General features: G+C 72.3%; 6 protein-coding genes and 1 pseudogene. 2 read left to right on the top strand and 5 right to left on the bottom strand.

The window, feature by feature from the left end; all coding sequences use genetic code 11:
• Positions 1–14 precede the first annotated feature (14 nt).
• The 5 genes and pseudogenes from ACGFMP_RS13670 to ACGFMP_RS13650 form a co-directional block, all read right to left on the bottom strand.
• The gene (locus ACGFMP_RS13670; RefSeq protein ID WP_393672390.1) at positions 15–3,992 is read right to left on the bottom strand and encodes a type I polyketide synthase; all 3,978 of its coding nucleotides are present in this window, start codon (positions 3,990–3,992) and stop codon (positions 15–17) included.
• Positions 3,993–4,020: 28 nt separating this feature from the next.
• Positions 4,021–8,976: pseudogene (locus ACGFMP_RS13665) on the bottom strand (type I polyketide synthase); the annotation flags it as partial.
• 169 nt (positions 8,977–9,145) lie between these two features.
• Positions 9,146–12,418 (bottom strand): type I polyketide synthase, encoded by a 3,273-nt coding sequence (locus ACGFMP_RS13660; protein WP_393672389.1) that lies wholly within the window; start codon positions 12,416–12,418, stop codon positions 9,146–9,148.
• A 289-nt stretch (positions 12,419–12,707) separates the two neighbouring features.
• Positions 12,708–14,078 (bottom strand): AAA family ATPase, encoded by a 1,371-nt coding sequence (locus tag ACGFMP_RS13655; protein WP_393672387.1) that lies wholly within the window; start codon positions 14,076–14,078, stop codon positions 12,708–12,710.
• Positions 14,079–14,773: 695 nt separating this feature from the next.
• On the bottom strand, positions 14,774–16,264 hold the full coding sequence (locus ACGFMP_RS13650; RefSeq protein ID WP_393672386.1) for an MFS transporter: 1,491 nt from the start codon (positions 16,262–16,264) through the stop codon (positions 14,774–14,776).
• Between the two features lie 138 nt (positions 16,265–16,402).
• Between ACGFMP_RS13650 and ACGFMP_RS13645 the strand changes: the two genes are divergently transcribed.
• Positions 16,403–16,993 (top strand): TetR/AcrR family transcriptional regulator, encoded by a 591-nt coding sequence (locus ACGFMP_RS13645; RefSeq protein ID WP_393672385.1) that lies wholly within the window; start codon positions 16,403–16,405, stop codon positions 16,991–16,993.
• A gap of 35 nt (positions 16,994–17,028) precedes the next feature.
• Positions 17,029–17,409, top strand: a complete 381-nt coding sequence (locus ACGFMP_RS13640; protein WP_393672383.1) for an MmcQ/YjbR family DNA-binding protein — start codon at positions 17,029–17,031, stop codon at positions 17,407–17,409.
• The last annotated feature ends 430 nt before the right edge of the window (positions 17,410–17,839 follow it).

The raw sequence follows: 17,839 nt of genomic DNA, 5'->3' as shown, positions 1-17,839 counted from the left end.
ACGAGTGGGGCCTTTCAGTGGGCGCGGGTGTGGGCGGCGCTGGCATGGCCGAGGCGGTCCATCCAGCCGGTGGCCGCGGCGGCGGTCGCCGCGGCGTGCTCCTCGAGTACGGAGAAGTGGTCGCCGGCGACGTCGAGCGCGTCGTGGGCGAGCGGCCAGTAGGCCCGCCAGTCCTCGGGGGCGTCGGGGTCGACGACCATCCCGGCCAGCGGTTCCATGGCACGCAGCGCCAGGACGGGCACGTCGACTGGCGACGGCCGCCAGTCGGCGAAGGCCCGCAGGTAGGCGCCCATCGCGGTCAGACGGGTCTCGTCCCACGGCATGTCGTACTGCTCGATCCGGTCGAGCATCCCGCGGATCATCGAGGCCAGCCACCATGTGCGCTGGTGCTCCTGGGGCGGGCCGTCCACGGGGTAGCTGTCCACCAGGACGAGACCGGCGGGCGGACGGCCCGCCGCTTGCAGCGCCTCGGTCACCGCCTGGGCGACGCAGCCGCCCATCGAGCGGCCCACCACGACGAACGGGTCGTCACCGACCACGGACAGCAGCGCCGCCACCTGCATGCCGACGAACGTCGCGGCGGCGTCCGGCACCGGATCGCCCTCGGCGAAGCCGGGCGAGGCGAGCACATGGATGTCGCGCTCACCGCGCAGCGCCTCGCCGAAGCGGGCGTACTCATGCGGTCCTGACAGCGCGCTGAGCGACGTGAAGCACACCACGCGGGGCAGCGCCGGGCCCGAGGCAAGCCGGATCGGGGGCTGCGCGTACCGCGCGGCCTCGGCTGCGGAGAACGTCGGCCGGATGTGCGAGGCGACGCCGAGCAGCGCCGAGCCCTCCTGATACTTCCCCTGCTCGCACAACTCCCGGTACAGCGTGGCCAGCGGGCCCGCGTCGGACGCAGGGGACGGTCGTGCCGGCGCCGACGCGAGCTGGTCCGAGAGGTGGCCGGCCAGCGCCTCGGCGGTGGGGTGGTCGAAGACGAGCGTGGCGGGGAGCCGCAGGCCGGTCGCGGCGGTGAGCCGGCCGCGCAGCTCCACCGCTGTCAGCGAGTCCATCCCCAGCTCGCTCAACTCCCGCCGCGGGCCGATGGATTCGGCCGGGGCACCGAGTACGGCAGCGGCGGCCGAGCGCACGAGGTCGAGCAGCACCTGGACCCGGCGGTCAGGGGCGAGCCCGGACAGCCGCTCCGCCGGCGGCGGGCCGGCGGGCGCGGGCTCAGGCGTCGCCGGCAGGGCGGAGACGATCCTGCCGCCTGCGGCGGGTGCCTGCTGGAGCCAGTAGCGCTGTCGTTGGAAGGGGTAGGTCGGCAGGGTTTCGGCGGGGCCGGGGTCGGCGCCGAGGAGCGCCGGCCAGTCGAGCTTCACGCCGTGGGCTTGTGCGTGGGCCAAGGCGAGGGCTGCGGTGCGGGTCTCTGGGTGGCCTTTGCGCAGCGCCGATGTCAACAGCGCCCCCTCGGGTACTACTTCGCGGGCCATCGCGGTGAGGACGGCGTCGGGTCCGAATTCCAGGAAGGTGGTGACGCCTTCGGTGATCAGGTGGTCGAGCGCGTCGTGGAAGCGGACGGTTTCGCGGACGTGTCGTACCCAGTAGTCGGCGTCGAAGGTGACGGGTCTTCCGGTGATGTTGGAGATCACCGGGATGTGTGGGGTGTGGTGGGTGAGTGTGCGGGTGATGTCGCTGAAGGCTGTGAGCATCGGGTCCATGTGGGCTGAGTGGAATGCGTGGCTGACTGTGAGGCGTTTGGTTTTGGCGCCTTGTTGGGCGAGTGCGGTGGCGGTTTGGAGGACGGTGTTCTTGTCGCCGGAGAGGACGACGGAGGTGGGTCCGTTGATCGCGGCGATGTCCACGCCGGTGTGTCCGGTCAGTTCCTTGCGGACTTGTTCTTCGGAGGCGCGGATGGAGACCATGGCGCCGTGGGTGGGGAGTGCTTGCATCAATCGGCCGCGGGCGGCGACCAGTCGCACGGCGTCGTCGAGGGAGAGGACTCCGGCGATGTGGGCTGCGGTGATCTCGCCGATGGAGTGGCCGGTCACGTAGTCGGGGTGTATGCCCCATGACTCGAACAGTCGGAAGAGTGCTGTCTCGACGGCGAACAGGCCTGCTTGGGCGAAGACTGTCTGGTTCAGTGGTTCGGTGTCGTGGTTTTCGCTTTCCGGTGCGCCGAAGACGACCTCGCGTATCGAGCGGGTCACGTGTCCGGTCAGTTCGCGGTCCAGGCCCGCCGCCACCGTGTCGAATGTGGTGGCGAACACGGGGAAGGTCGCGTGCAGTTCGCGTCCCATGCCCGCCCGCTGGCTTCCCTGGCCGGTGAACAGTACGGCCAGTGCGCCGGAGGGCCCGGAGGTGGACACCGCGCTTGCGCCTGACAGGTCGCGCAGGCCGGCCACCAACTCCAGCCGTGAACCCGCCACCACCACCGCCCGCTCCCCGAGCACCGCACGCGACGACGCGAGATCGGAAGAGAGCGCGCTCCAGGAGCGCTCGGGGTGGGACTCCAGCAGTTCGGCGAGCCGGACGCCCTGCTCGGCCAGCGCTTCCCGGTTGTTCGCGGACACCAGGAAGGGCAGTTCTGCAGGCGGTGTGATCCCGGGCCGGTCCTGAACGTCCTCCGCGGCCTGCTCGAGGATGATGTGGGCGTTGGTACCGCTGGCCCCGAAAGCGGACACGCCCGCGCGTCGCGCCCGGCCGGTCTGCGGCCAGGCGCGGGCTTCGGTCAGCAACTCGACCGTTCCCGCCGACCAGTCCACATGCGGCGACGGCTCGTCCACGTGCAACGTCTTCGGCAGTACACCGTGCCGCAGCGCTTCGACCATCTTGATCACCCCGGCCACTCCGGCCGCGGCCTGGGTGTGCCCGATGTTGGACTTGACGGACCCCAGGTACAGCGGTCGTTCGCCCGTCCGGCCCTGCCCATAGGTGGCGATGACCGCCTGGGCCTCGATCGGGTCACCCAGCGTCGTACCCGTGCCGTGCGCCTCCACCGCGTCCACGTCGGAGGCGGTCAACCCGGCGTCCGCAAGCGCGGCCCGGATGACCCGCTGCTGAGCGGGCCCGCTCGGCGCGGTGAGGCCGTTCGACGCGCCGTCCTGATTGATCGCGGAACCGCGCACCAGAGCCAGCACCCGGTGGCCGTTGCGCCGGGCGTCCGAGAGGCGTTCGAGAAGCACCAGCCCGACGCCCTCACCCCAGCCGGTGCCGTCGGCGGCGGCCGAGAACGCCTTGCAGCGCCCGTCCGCCGCGAGGCCGCGCAGGCGGGAGAACTCCTGGAAGACCATGGGCGACGACATCAGGGTGACGCCGCCGGCGATCGCGAGGTCGGACTCGCCCGACTTCAGCGAGCGCGCCGCCAGGTGCAGGGCCACCAGCGAGGCGGAGCACGCGGTGTCCACCGTGACGGCAGGGCCCTCGAAGCCGAAGGAGTACGCGATCCGGCCGGAGGCGATGCTGTTGGCATTGCCGTTGCCGACGTAACCCCCGACGGCGGCGGGGATGCCGTCGAGCCGGGCGGCGTAGTCCTGGCCGTTCATGCCGGCGAAGACCCCGGTGCGGCTGCCGTGCAGGCCCGTCGGATCGATGCCGGCGCGTTCGAACAGCTCCCAGGCGGTCTCCAGCAGCAGGCGGTGCTGCGGGTCGGTCGCCAGCGCCTCCCGCGGCGAGATCCCGAAGAAGTCGGCGTCGAATCCGGCGATGTCGCGGAGGAAGGCGCCGTGCCTGGACGTGGAGGTGCCGGGCCTGTCGGGGTCGGGGTCGTACAGGTGCTCGGTGTCCCAGCCGCGGTCGGTGGGATAGCCGGGGGCGACGGCGTCGCCGCCGGACACCAGCAGATCCCACAGGCCGTCGGGCGAGTCCGCGCCGCCGGGCAGCCGGCAGGCCGTCCCGACGATGGCGATGGGCTCGCGGTTCTCGTCCTCGGCGGCCCTGAGCCGCTCGCGGGTCTCGTGCAGCTCGGTGGTCACGCGCTTGAGGAGGTACCTGATCTGGTCGTCGCTCATGGTCAATGCCTCTCAATCAGGTGCCGGCTCAGGAGATCCCGAGCGTCTTGCTGATGAAGTCGATGAGCTCGCCGTCCGACGCGTCCTCGATCTGTTCCGCGGTGCGTTCGCCGGAGCCCTCACCGCCTGCGCCCTCGCCCGCGCCGGACCGGTCCTGGCCGCTCCAGCGCGAGGCCAGGTCGGCGAGCCGGGCGGCTGCGGTGTCGCGGTCGGCGCCGTGCAGGACGGAGGCGTTCAGGACGGCCTCCAGGCGGTCGAGTTCGGCGAGGAGCGCCAAGGCCGGGTCGTGCGCAGGGGCGAGTTCGGCGAGCAGGTGGTCGGCCAGCCCGGCCGGCGTGGGATGGTCGAAGACCAGGGTCGCGGGCAGCCGTAGCCCGGTCTCGGCGGCCAGCCTGTTGCGAAGTTCGACCGAGGTGAGCGAGTCGAAGCCCTGGTCGCGGAACCGCTTCGCGGCGTCGACGGACTCCGTCGAGGCGTGACCCTGGACCGCCGCCGCCTGGGTCAGGACGAACCGCAGCACACCGCGCGCCCGTTCATGGTCCGGCAGCGCGGTGAAGGCGGCGGCGAAGCCGCTCGGGCCGCCGTCCCCGTCCCGCTCCGCGGCCGCCGCCCGCGGTCCGGCGATCTCCGGGAGGTCGCTGATCAGCGGGTGGGGACGGCCGTCGAAGAGCTTGGCCCAGTCGATCTCGCAGACCATCACATGGGACTCGCCGCGGTCGATGGCCTGGCCGAGCGCGGTGACGGCCAGGTCCGGCGCCAGCACGGTCAGTCCCTGCTGGGCGAGCTTGGCCTCGATGGCGGGTGCGGCGATGCCGCCGCCGGCCCAGTGGCCCCAGTCCACGGAGGTGGCGGGCAGGCCCTGCGCTCTGCGCAGGGAGCCGAGGGCGTCCAGGAACGCGTTGCCCGGGGCGTAGTTCCCCTGTCCGGCGACACCGCACACCGCGGCTACCGAGGCGAACAGGACGAAGACCTCGAGTCCGAGATCACGGGTGAGCTCGTGCAGGTGCAGCGCGCCGTCGACCTTGACCCGGGTGGCCCGTTCCAACTGGTCGACGGTCAAGGCCGCGACGGTGGCGTCGTCGAGCAGCGCCGCAGCGTGGAAGACGCCCGTCAGCGGCTGGTCGGCCGGTATCTCCCGGAGGATCCCGGCGACCTGCTCCCGGTCGCCGACGTCGGCGCGGGCGAAGCTGACCCGCGTGCCGAGCGCGGCGAGTTCCGTCGCCAACTCGGCTGCTCCCGGCGCGCTTTCACCCCGGCGGCTGGCCAGCACCAGATGCGGGGCGCCGCGCTGCGCGAGCCAGCGGGCGGTGTGCCCGCCGAGCGCGCCCGATGCACCGGTGATCAGCACGGTACCGGTCGGCGTCCACGGCTCGACACCGTCCTCGGCGGCGGCGCCGAGCGGCGCCCGGCTGAGCCTGCGGGCCAGCACCGCCCCGTCCCTGACCGCCAGTTCGCGCTCGCGGTCGGCGCGCGTTCCTGCCTCGGCCAGTACGGCGGTGAGCGCGTCCCAGTCGGCATCGTCCGCGGTGGGGGCGAGGTCGGCGAGGCCGCCCCAGATCTGCGGGTGCTCGACGTCCACGACGGTGCCCAGCCCCCAGAGCAGGGCGTGGGCCGGCCGGGTCACAGGGTCGTCGGCCCCGGTCTGCACGGCTCCCGCCGTCACCGTCCACAGCGGCGCCGCGAGGTCCGCGTCCGCCAGGGCCTGGACGAGGGCCACCCCTGCCGCGTACAGCCAGGGCAGGGCCGGCCGGCCGGGATAACCGGCCTCTTCGAGGGCGAGCAGCGAGACGATCCCGGCGACCGGCCGGTCGCCTCCTGCCGCGGTCTGCCGCAGTGTCTCGGCGAGCGTTCCCCGTTCGGCCCGGTCGATGGCCACCGGCATGCGGACGACCTCCGCGCCTCGGGCGGTCAGCGCCCTTTCCGCGCGGACGGCTGCTTCGTCTCGGAGGTGCCCCGCGGGCACCACCAGCAGCCAGCGGCCGGTGAGGCGCGGGGCCGCGGTCGGTGTGCCGAGCCGGGCCCACCGCACTTCGTGGCGCCACGAGTCGATCAGGCTGTCCCCGCGCTGCCGGTCCCACCATCCGGCCAGCAGCGGGAGTACGGCGCTCAGGCTGTCGCGCGAGTCGGGGTCGCCGACGCCCAAGGTGTCGGCCAACCGGCCTGCGTCGCCCTGGCTGACGGTCTCCCAGAAGGCGGCGTCAGTGGCCGTGGGCTCGGGCGTCGGGGCGTCTTCGAGCCAGTAGCGGGTTCGTTGGAAGGGGTAGGTGGGGAGGTCGATGTGGTGGGGGGTGTGGTTGGTGAAGGCGGGTGTCCAGTCGATGGGGGTGCCGCGGACGAAGAGTTCTGCGAGGGAGAGTCGGAAGCGTTGCAGGCTGCCTTCGTCTCTGCGGAGTGAGCCGGTGACGACGGTTCGTGTGTGTCCTTGGGTTTCGAGGGTTTCTTGGAGGGCGGTGGTGAGTACGGGGTGGGGGGAGGTTTCGATGAATGTGGTGTGTCCGTGTGTGGCGAGGTTGTGGATGGCGTCTTGGAAGCGGACGGTTTCGCGGAGGTTGGTGTACCAGTAGTGGGCGTCGAGGGTGGTGGTGTCGGTCCATTGGGCTGTCACGGATGACAGGAAGGGGATCGAGCTGGTTTGTGGGCGGATGGGGGCGAGGGTGTCGAGGAGTTCGTCGCGTATGGCGTTGATGTGGGTGGAGTGGGAGGCGTAGTCGACGGGGATGAGGCGGGCGCGTATGCCGTGGGTTTCGTAGTCGGTGACGAGTTGGGCAAGCAGGTCCGGGTTGCCGGAGACGACGGTGGCGGTGGGTCCGTTGATGACGGCGATGGACAGGCCGTGGGTGATTTGTTGGGCTACTTGGTGGTGGGGGAGGGCGATGGAGGCCATGGCGCCTTGGCCTGAGAGTGTGAGGATGGCGCGGCTGCGGAGTGCGACGACGCGGGCGCCGTCTTCGAGGGTGAGTGCGCCGGCGACGACGGCGGCTGCGATTTCGCCTTGTGAGTGGCCGACGACGGCGTCGGGGTGTACTCCGTGGGATTGCCAGAGGGCGGCGAGTGAGATCATGACGGCCCACAGGGCTGGTTGGACGACGTCGACTCGTTCCAGTCCGGTGCCGGTGCGGAGTACGTCTGTCAGGGACCAGTCGACGTATGGTGCCAGTGCTGCTTCTGCTTGTGCGATGCGTGCGGCGAACACGGGTGCGGTGTCGAGGAGTTCGGCTCCCATGCCCACCCATTGCGCGCCCTGGCCGGGGAAGACGAACACCGTCCGCCCCTCCACATCGGCCCGGCCCCGCACCACGGCGGGGGAGCGGAGCCCATCACGGCTGCCGACCGCCACGGCCCGCACCTCCATCAGGGCGCGAGTGGTCAGGAGCGCGTGTGCGAGGTCCACGTCGGCAACGTCCCGCGTACGCGTCAGGACCCGGTCGATCTGCTGCGTCAGGGCGTCGTCGGAGCGGGCGGTCACGATCCAGGGCAGCGCCTCGGCCCCGGCGGCGCTCCCCGCCTTACCGGCCGTCGCCGTACCGATCGCCGCAGCATCACTCGCTGCCGTGTCGCTCGCCGTCGCGCCGTCGCCCGCCGCACCGATCTTCGGAGCACTGTCCTGCTCTGCCGGGAGGTCGTCCGGGGCCTGCTCGACGATGACGTGCGCGTTGGTGCCGCTGACGCCGAACGACGACACGGCGGCGCGCCGCGCCCGGCCTGTCTGCGGCCAGGCGCGGGCTTCGGTCAGCAGCTCGACCGCTCCCGCCGACCAGTCCACATGCGGCGACGGCTCGTCCACGTGCAGCGTCTTCGGCAGGACGCCATGCCGCAGTGCCTCGACCATCTTGATCACCCCGGCCACTCCGGCCGCGGCCTGGGTGTGCCCGATGTTCGACTTCAACGACCCCAGATAGAGGGGATGTTCGTCCGGCCGGTCCTGCCCGTACGTTGCGAGCAGTGCCTGCGCCTCGATCGGGTCGCCCAGGGTCGTGCCGGTGCCGTGTGCTTCCACCGCGTCCACATCGGAGGCGGTCAGGCCCGCGTTCGCCAGCGCCTGCCGGATGACCCGCTGCTGGGCACGCCCGTTGGGCGCGGTGAGCTGGCTGCTGCGGCCGTCCTGGTTGACCGCGCTGCCCCGGATGACGGCGAGGACGCGGTGGCCGTTGCGGCGGGCGTCGGAGAGCCGCTCCAGCAGCAGCACGCCCGCGCCCTCGCCCCAGACCGTGCCGTCGGCGCCCGCCCCGAAGGCCTCGATCCTGCCGCGCCGGGACAGGCCGCGCTGCCGGCTGAACTCGATGAAGATGCCAGGCGAGGACATGACCGTCACACCGCCCGCCAGAGCCAGGGTGCTCTCACCGGAGCGCAGCGACTGCACCGCCAGATGCAGGGCGACCAGCGATGACGAGCAGGCCGTGTCGACGGTGACGGCCGGCCCCTCGAAGCCGAAGGTGTAGGCGATCCGGCCGGACGCGACGCTGAGAGTGGTGCCTGTCAGGACGTAGCCGTCGGTGTTGCCGGCCGGTGGGTGGTGCAGGCTGGGACCGTAGTCCTGCGCCATCGCACCGGCGAAGACGCCGGTGGGCGTGGAGCGCAGCGTGGCGGGGTCGATGCCCGCGCTCTCCAGCGCCTCCCATGATGTCTCCAGGAGAAGCCGCTGCTGCGGGTCGGCGGCCAGCGCCTCACGCGGCGAGATCCCGAAGAAACCGGCGTCGAAGTCCGGTGCGTCGTGCAGGAATCCGCCCTCGCGGGCGTAGGAGGTGCCGGGCCGGTCGGCATCGGGGTGGTAGAGCTTGTCGAGATCCCAGCCGCGGTCCGCGGGCAGCGGGCCGATGACGTCGCGCTCCTCCGTGACCAGATTCCACAGGGCTCCGGGCGAGTCCACGTCACCGGGGTAGCGGCAGCTCATTCCGATGATGGCGACGGGTTCCGATTTCGCCGCCTCGCTCTGCTCCAGCTGCCGCCGGGTCTTGCGCAGTTCGGCGGCGGCCCGGTTGAGATAGTCCCGGAGCTTCTCTTCGTTCGCCATGGAGAGTTGCCTTCTTCATCAGTCGGTGAGTTCGATGAGCATCGGTGGCTCGCGAAAAGCACCGGTCCGCAGGAGTGGGGATGGCGGGGGCGGTGCGGTCGCGGCTGTCGGGGGAATCGCGGGCGTCGTCGCGCGGAATTCCTCAGACCCTTCCGATCCCGTCGTCGATGAGCGCGAAAAGTTCCTCGTCGGTCAGCTCGTCCGTGGTGATCTCGTCGTCGAGTTCAGCGGGCACCTCGGCGACCGGCGTCGCCGGTGCGGCGGGGGCGAGCAGTTCGTGCAGGTATGCGCCGAGGGCGGCCGGGGTGGCGTAGTCGAAGACGCTGCTGCTGGGCAGGTTGAGGCCGAGGGCGGCGTTGAGCCGGTTACGGACCTCGACCGCCGCCAGCGAGTCGATCTTCGATTCCAGGAAGCCGCGCTCGGCGGGCACCGAGTCGATGCCGGGACTGCCCAGCACGGCGGCGGCTATTCCACGTACCAGGTCCAGGAGTTGGCGATGCTGGTCGGCCACAGGACGGCTGGCCAGCCGCTCCTGCCACACGGCCCGCGGTCCGCTCGGCTGCACGGGCCCGGCCCCCGCAGCCGTGGTCCGCGGCAAGACGGTGTTCGCGGGCTCCGGGACCGACCGACGCTGCCTGGCCTGCGGCGTCGCGGGCAGCCAGTGGCGGCGGCGCTGGAAGGCGTACGTCGGCAGGTCGACGGGCTCGATCCGGTCGTCCGTCAACCGTACGGGGACCCCGGCGACGTACAACGCCGCTGCGGAGAGCAGGAATTGCCGCAGGTCTCCGTCGCCGCGCCGCAGCGTGCCGGTGACGACCGGCGCCGGAAGTCGGACGGGATCGCCGTCCGCCGCGGCGCGTTCGGCCAGCTGCTCGGCGATCTGCTCGACGCCCGGTGCGAGGATGGGATGCGGGCTGCTCTCGACGACCGTGCGGTGGCCGTCGGCGAGCACCGCGCGCATGGCGCGGTCGAATGCGACCGGCTCCCGAAGGCTGCGGTACCAGTAGTCGGCGTCGAGCTGTGCGGGCTCGAATCGGCCACCGGTGAGGCTGGAGTAGAAGGCCACCCTTCCGGACCCGCGCGGTGCGATGTCCCGCAGGTCGCCGAGGAGGCGTTCGCGCAGTGCTTCCATCGCCGGCGAGTGGGAGGCGTAGTCCACGGGTACGAGGCGGGCCCGTACGTCCTGGTCCTGGTAGTGCCGCACGAGGTCCTCGACGGCGCCGGGAGGTCCCGAGACCACCGTGGACCTGGGGCCGTTGACCGCGGCCACGCACAAAGCGGCGTCCCGAAGGGCGACTTCCGCCCTCACCTCGGCGGCGGGCAGCGGCACGGAGGCCATCGCGCCGCTGCCCGCCAGGTCCGCGATGGCGCGGCTGCGCAGCGCCACCACCGCGGCCCCGTCCTCGATGCTCAGCGCACCGGACACGACCGCGGCGGCGATCTCGCCCTGCGAGTGTCCGATCACCGCGTCGGGACGCACACCGTGGGACTCCCAGAGCGCGGCCAGCGAGACCATGACCGCCCACAGCGCGGGCTGTACGACGTCGACCCGGCCCAGCGCGGCCTCGTCGCCGAGGACGTCGGCCGGCTCCCAGTCGATGTGCGGCGCGAGCGCGGCCGCACAGGCGTCGAACCGTCGGGCGAACACCGATGAGGTGTCGCGCAGTTGCAGGGCCATGCCGGCCCACTGCGACCCCTGTCCTGGGAAGACGAAGACGGTGCGGCCGACTTCGCGGGCGACGCCCGTGACGAGTCCGGCGGCGGGCAGCCCGTCCCGTAGCGCGTCGAGCCGGACGAGCAGTCCCTCGGCGTCCTCGGCGACCGCCACCGCCCGGTGCGCGAAGGCGGTCCTGGTGCGGGCCAGCGCGGACCCCACCGCCCGCGGGTCCCTGCCTGGCCGGGTGGCGAGCGCGTCGAGCAGTCGCGCGGCCTGCCCGCCGAGTGCGGCGGAGTCCCGTGCGGACAGCGGCCACACGAGCGGGCCGCCGGGCAGCGGGGCGGTCGCGTCCCGGCCGCCGGGCGCTCCCGTGCCGTGCTCCTCGGCCGTCCCGGAAGTCCCTGCTGCGGGCCGGGTACCTGCCGGCACCGGGCTCTCCGCCACGACCACGTGCGCGTTGCTGCCGCCCATGCCGAACGAGCTCACGCCGGCGATCAGGCGCCGGTCGGGACGCGGCCACGGCCCCGTGACCTGCTGGACCCTCAGGCGGTGGTCGTCGAGGCGGGCGCGGGGGTTGGGCGTGACGTGGTGCAGGCTGGCCGGCAGGGTGCGGTGCCCGAGGCTCAGGATCACCTTCAGCAGCCCCGCGATGCCGGACGCGCCTTCGAGGTGGCCGATGTTGGTCTTCGCCGAGCCGACGACCAACGGTGACCCCGCGGGCCGCAGTTCGCCGCCGAGGGCGGCGCCCAGAGCGGCGGCCTCGGCAGGGTCCCCGGCCCGGGTCCCGGTGCCGTGCAGCTCGACGTACTGCACGTCGGCGGGGTACAGGCCGGCCTGGCGCACGGCGCGGCCGATCACGTCCTGCTGGGCCCGCGGATCGGGCGAGGTGAGGCCGGGGGTGGCACCGTCGCTGTTCACCGCGCTGCCGAGGATCACGGCGTGCGGCCGGTCGCCGTCGGCCAGCGCGCGGGAGAGCAGCTTGAGCACGACGACCCCGCCGCCCTCGCCGCGGACGTAGCCGTTCGCGCGGGCGTCGAAGGTGTGGCAGCGCCCGTCAGGCGAGAGCGCGCCCAGCCGGTCCACGGCCTCGGTGCCGTACGGGTCGAGCACCAGGCTGACCCCGCCCGCCAGCGCGGTGTCGCTCTCGCCGGAACGCAGGCTCGCGCACGCCAGGTGGACGGCGGTCAGAGCGGAGGACTGCGCGGAGTCGACCGTCAGGCTCGGCCCGCCGAGACCGAGCACGTAGGAGACGCGGTTGGCGGCGATGCCGTGGGCGAGGCCGGTCAGCGTGTACGGGCCCGGCTCGCGTCCGTCCGCCGGGCCCAGCCGCTGCAGCAGGGCGGCGTAGTCCCCGGCCATGACGCCGGTGAAGACTCCCGTCGGGGTGCCGCGCAGGGTGTCGGGGACGATTCGCGCGTCCTCCAGCGCTTCCCAGCTCAATTCCAGCAGCAGCCGCTGCTGCGGATCCATCGCATCGGCCTCGTCGTCGGAGATTCCGAAGAAGCCGGCATCGAAGGTGTCGACCTCGTCGAGGAACCCGCCGACGGTGTAGGGAGGGCCGGCGGGAAAGGCGTCGAATCCGGTGTCGGGCCGGCCTGCCGGAAGGTCTCCGACGGTGCTGACGCCGTCCGCCAGGTGACGCCAGAAGGCGTCCGGGTCGGTTGCTCCGGGCAGGCGGCAGGACATTCCGACGACGGCGATCGGCTCGGCCGGTTCCGGCACTGTCGCGGAATTGCTTTCCTGATGCCGAACCGTCATGGCCGGTCTTCCCCTTTGGTGTGTGGCGGCAGCGGATTCCCCGTGGTGCGACGGCACTTCGGGTATTCCCGCCGGTCGCTTTCCGGATTGCCGTTCCCGTCCCATCCTCACGGCGGGGGGCCGCGCGAAGTACCCCTAACCCGAGCCGGGGCACCCCTATCGTGTGCGCCCCCTTCCCGGATAGGGGTGGCCCGTGCAGCGGCAACCCGTACGGCCCCCGCCGCGGTGCGGCGGGGGCCGTGGGTGGGGCGGGAACGGGCCGGGATCCGGCCGGTCGCGGATCGGCGGGTCAGGCGGCGGGGCAGGCCGCCGAGCGCCGCAACGACTCGGCGAGGTCGACCCGGCGGGTCACGACGAGCTTGCGGTAGACCCGGGTGAGGTGCTGCTCCACGGTGCTCACGGTGATGAAGAGCCGGGCCGCGATCTCGCGGTTGGTCAGCCCCTCCGCGGCGAGTTCAGCGACCCGCAGTTCCGCCTCGCTGAGCGCGGTTCTTTCCTCCTCGCGGGTGTCGAGGCCGGGCAGCGAACGGATGCGGGCCCGCGCCGACGGGGCGCCGATGGTCGCGGACGCGCCGGCGGGGCTCTCGCCGCGGTGCCTGCCGGGGGCGGAGTCGCCGCGCAGGGCGGCCTGCTCCTCGACGGTCATGGTCGCGAGGACGAAACCGCGTGCGCGCGGGTGGCGGAAGTCCCCGTCGCGTGTCAGGCCGGCCGCGTCGAGCCCGGTCAGGACCGGGGCGATGCGTTCGGCGGGGACGTCGAGGACACGGCTCAGCGCTTCGGGGCCGACGGCTCCGCCCAGTACCGCCAGGGCCTGGGCGACCGGGAGGGTGAGGGCAGGGAGCCGGTAGAGGCAGCTCAGCAGGTCGCGTCGGAAGGCTTCGCCGGGGGCCGCCGGCCGGGGCGGCCCGATGTCGGAGGCGCGGCGCGAGGCGCGGTGGTCCTCGGCCAGCGCCGTGACCAGCAGCGGGTTGCCGCCGGTGACCGCGTGCACGGCGGCGGACGGCGGACGTCCCTCCCCCTCGCGTAGCAACTCGTCGAGGAGGAAGCCGACCTCGGTGCGGGTGAGCAGCGGGAGCTTGATCTGCTCATGGTGCGGGAGCCGCAGCAGGTCGCTGTCGGCGGTGGGGTGCGCCGGTGAGAAACCGTCCCGGCGGCCGAGCACGACCAGGGCCCGGGAGGTCCGGGTGCGCCGGATGAGGTAGTGCAGGCACTGGAGGGACTGCGGGTCGGCGTACTGGCAGTCGTCCACGGTGACGAGCATCGGCGTCCGCTCGGCCACGTCGAGGAGTACCCCGACGAGTCCGTGCAGTACCGCCATCGGCAGCCGGGCCTCGCCGTCGGCCTTGCTGACGGTGGAGATGCCCGCGCTGACCAGCCGGCACACCTCGCCGCTGGTGTCCCGGCCGAGCGGTGCCTGCTGGAAGAGCTGCAGGAGCAGCGCGAAGGGCAGGTCGGCCTCGGCGGGTGAGCCCTCCGCCCGCAGGTGCAGGGCGCCCTGGCCGGTCGCGTACCGGGCGAGGCTGTCGATCAGCCGGGTACGGCCGGCGCCCACCGGGCCGGTCAGGGTCGCCACGTGGCCGAAACCGGTCAGGCAGCTGTCGAAGGCGGCACGCAGCCGGTCGAGTTCGGCTTCGCGTGCCACCAGTTCTGTCTGGTCCATCAGGTCCATCGAATTCCCCCGGGAAGTCCGCTGTCGCCCGCGAAGTTGAAGTGCCCTGACGTGCGTGCGCGGGGAGGGGCGGGCGCCGGAGAACAGGGAGCGCACACGGGCGGCCCGACTGTCCGGCCGGAAGCGGTCGGTGGATCGGGCGGTGGTCCGGGCCGGTCTCTTCCACTGGTCGCGGGCGGCCGTCATGGCGGACCGCGGAAAGGCAGCGGGAGTGAGGGCCCCGACCGGTCAGCTACACAGGGCGCTGGACATGCGCAGGAGGTCGACGTCGCGCCGGGACACCAGGATCGGCCTCGCGGCAACGCTCACCGGATGGCGTGCCATGGCTGTCTCCGTCCGCTCCTCGTCCGGCCCGGTCCCTTCTCGGGCCCGGAAGTTCGCAGCCCGGACTGTGGAACACGAGGGTCCGCCGCGCTGGTGGTGCCGTACGCAGCAGAAAGTAATCGAACGTGTCGATGGCAGTCAACCGCTGCTCCCCTGGTGAGACGTGCCGGGCAACGATGTTCACACGCACCCAACACAGCTGTCCCAAAGGGCAGTTGATGTAACAGGCAGGGGAGGCTCCGACCGGAGCGGGGGCAACGTACAGCGGGGCGGCCGGAGGGTGTGGTGTCACCCTCGGACCGCCCCGCCATCTGCGGTGGCCGGCGTCCGTCCCCAGGGGCAAGTCCAGGGACGGACGGCGGTCAGCCCGCTGCCGCCGCCCGGTCGGGGCGCGGAAGCCGGATGAGGACGACGGTGATCAGCAGGGCGACGGCGACGAAGACCGCCGCCGCGCCCATGGACACGCCGACTCCGTGCGCGAGCACCCGGTTGGCCTCGGTGACCGGGTTCGCCGCCTTGGTGCCGCCCGGGTGGCGCAGCGCGCTGTTGAAGACGGTGACCAGCACCGCGGTGCCGAGCGCGCCGCCGATCTGCTGCATGGCCTGGAGCAGCCCGGAGGCCGCGCCGGAGAACTCCTCGGGGACGCCGCCCAGGATGGCCATGCTGAGCGGGACGAAGACGAAGCCGCCGCCGAAGCCGAAGATCACCATCGGGCCGAGCAGCCCGCCGGCGTACGAGGTGCCGAGTCCGATGCCGGTCAGCCAGACCAGACCGCCGCCCACCAGCAGCGAGCCGGTGACGAGCACCGCGGTGGCGCCCACCCGACCGAGCAGCGCGGGCACCGCCGTCGCGCCGACGAACAGGGCGACGGCGAACGGCAGGAAGGCGAAGCCGGTGCGCAGTGCCGTGTAGCCGAGGGTGATCTGGAGGTATTGGGTGATGAAGTAGAACATCCCGAACATCGAGGCGGCGACCAGCAGCAGCGCCAGATAGGAGCCGCCCCTGGTGCGGTCGGTGAGCAGCCTCAGCGGCACCAGCGGCGCCTTGGTCCGCGCCTCGACCACCGTGAAGCCGACCAGCAGGACCGCCGCGGCGGCGAAGACGGCCAGCGCCAGCGGGTCGGACCAGCCGTCGGAGGCGGCGCGGATGAAGGCGTAGACCAGCGCGACGGTGCCCGCGGTGACGGTGAGCGCGCCGGGGACGTCCAATGCCCCGCGGACCCGCTCGGGTTCCCTGATCACCAGCGGCGCGAGGATCACGACGGCCAGGCCGAAGGGCACGTTGATGAAGAAGACCCAGCGCCAGGAGAGTTCGGAGGTCAGCACACCGCCGAGGATCATTCCGATGGCCGCGCCGGCGCCCGTCACGGTCGAGTAGAGCGCGATGGCGCGAGCCCGCTTGGCGGTGTCGGTGTAGGTCGTGATGATCAGCGCGAGGGTGCTGGGTGCCGCGACGGCCGCGCCGACCCCTTGGGCCGCCCGGGCGAGGAGCAGCACGGCGGGGTCGCCCGCCAGCCCCCCGACGAGCGAGGCGAGGGTGAACAGGGCGACGCCGTAGACGAAGATCCTGCGCCGTCCGAAGACGTCGCCGATCCGGCCGCCGAGCAGCAGCAGGCCACCGAAGGCCAGCATGTACGCGTTCTGCACCCACGACAGCCCCGTGGTGTCGAAGTGCAGGGAGCGCTGTACGTCGGGCAGCGCGATGGTGACGACCGCCGAGTCGAGCACCACCATGAGCTGGCAGGTCAGGATCACCGCAAGGGCGAACCCGGTACGGGCGCTCCCCCCCGCCGCAGATACGACGGACGGGCCGTCAGCGGTGGCGTTCTCTCGCGCCACGGTCTTTTCGGACACAGCATTCCCCCAGGTCAGGGCAGGTGGGCAAGGCGGTCTACCGGCATGCCGCACGGCACCCGGTAAAACGAAGTACTCCTCCGTTTTCACTCTTGATAATATGGAGTAGTACTCCGTTTTGGCAACCAGGGAGGCCACATGACGACCGAGGTCGAGGGTTCCGGCTCCGCGGCCCGCCCGATGCGCCGCGACCGCCGCCGCAACTACGACAGGCTGGTCGTCGAAGCCCGGGCGTCGTTCGCGGAACACGGCGCGGACGTGTTCCTCGATGACGTCGCGAAACGCGCCGGTGTCGGGGTCGCCACCCTCTACCGGCACTTCCCCACCCGCGGCGCGCTGCTCGACGCGGTGATCCGCGAATGGACCGGGGCGGTGCTCGACGAGGCCCGGCAGCTCACCGCGGCACCCGACCCCGCCGAGGCGCTGCTGACCTGGATGCGCTCGCTGGTCTCCCACATGAGCGTCTACACCGGCCTGGTCGCGGCCCTCGTCCCCTCGATGGACGACGAGACCTCCCCGCTTCACCCCAGCTGTCAGGTGATGTACGACGCGGGCGAGTTGCTGCTCGGCCACGCCCGGCAGAGCGGCACCGTTCGCCCCGACGCCACCGCCACCGAGCTGCTCCAGCTGGTCAGCGGCGTGGTGTGGGTCTGCGAGAAGTTCGGCGACGGCGCGGACATCGACCGCCTGCTGTCCCTGACCCTCGACGGCCTGCTGGTCCGCGGCTGAGCCGGCGGGCCGCCCCGCACGGCACACTTGCCCGCATGACACCTGACGCACTCAAAGCGCTCTGCCTGGGCCTGAACGGGGCGACCGAGACCTTCCCCTTCACCCTGGAGACCTCCGTGTTCAAGGTCGGCGGGAAGATCTTCGCGATCAGCGCCCTGGACGCCGATCCGCTGAGCGTGAGCCTGAAGTGCGAGCCCGACATCGCGCTGCAACTGCGCGAGGCCCACCCGGAGATCACCCCGGGCTGGCACCTCAACAAGCGCCACTGGAATACGGTGCTGCTCGAAGGGTCGCTCCCCGCCGGGCTGGTCCGCGAGATGATCGAGGACTCCTACGACCTGATCGTCGCCAGACTCCCGCGCCACCAGCAACTCGTGCTGGACTGGCCCGGGGTGCGCAGGTCCGACGAGCGCTGAGCCGTCCGGGCCGGTACGAGCACGGGTCCCCCGTGTGCACAGGGCACCGCAGGTGCCGGCCGGCACATTCCCGTTCCGGGGGTCCTGATCTGACGGGGCGTCCGAAGTGCCCGGGACTCGCGTCCTGGACGCGTACGCCGGGAGATACGCAGGGCGGTTGCACGGCACACCCGAACCGGTCACGGACGTGCGGCAGGGGCAGGCCGCGGAGGAGACCGGCGAGCGGGGCTGAGCCCCGAACGAGTAGTCACTACTCACGCCACCACCGGGCATCCCGGTCCATCATGATCCGGCACGCACGGGCGGCCCGTACTCCGGTGACCGGTCATCCCATACCGCAGCGGGACCCGTGCGCCAGGCGATGGGGCGGTGTCGAGGCGGCGCGGTGCACGGACGCACCCGAGCCTCAGCGAGGACGGAATACGGCCCC

The organism is Streptomyces sp. NPDC049040 (genome assembly GCF_043197715.1).
Lineage (GTDB): Bacteria > Actinomycetota > Actinomycetes > Streptomycetales > Streptomycetaceae > Actinacidiphila.
Note: the sequence above shows the minus strand (reverse complement) of the source record. Positions and strands in the feature narration are given on the sequence as shown.

Coding starts and splice junctions, on each gene's coding strand:
- ACGFMP_RS13645 (WP_393672385.1), top strand. CDS start 16,403: ATGACGACCGAGGTCGAGGGTTCCGGCTCCGCGGCCCGCCCGATGCGC.
- ACGFMP_RS13660 (WP_393672389.1), bottom strand. CDS start 12,418: ATGACGGTTCGGCATCAGGAAAGCAATTCCGCGACAGTGCCGGAACCG.
- ACGFMP_RS13640 (WP_393672383.1), top strand. CDS start 17,029: ATGACACCTGACGCACTCAAAGCGCTCTGCCTGGGCCTGAACGGGGCG.
- ACGFMP_RS13655 (WP_393672387.1), bottom strand. CDS start 14,078: ATGGACCAGACAGAACTGGTGGCACGCGAAGCCGAACTCGACCGGCTG.
- ACGFMP_RS13670 (WP_393672390.1), bottom strand. CDS start 3,992: ATGAGCGACGACCAGATCAGGTACCTCCTCAAGCGCGTGACCACCGAG.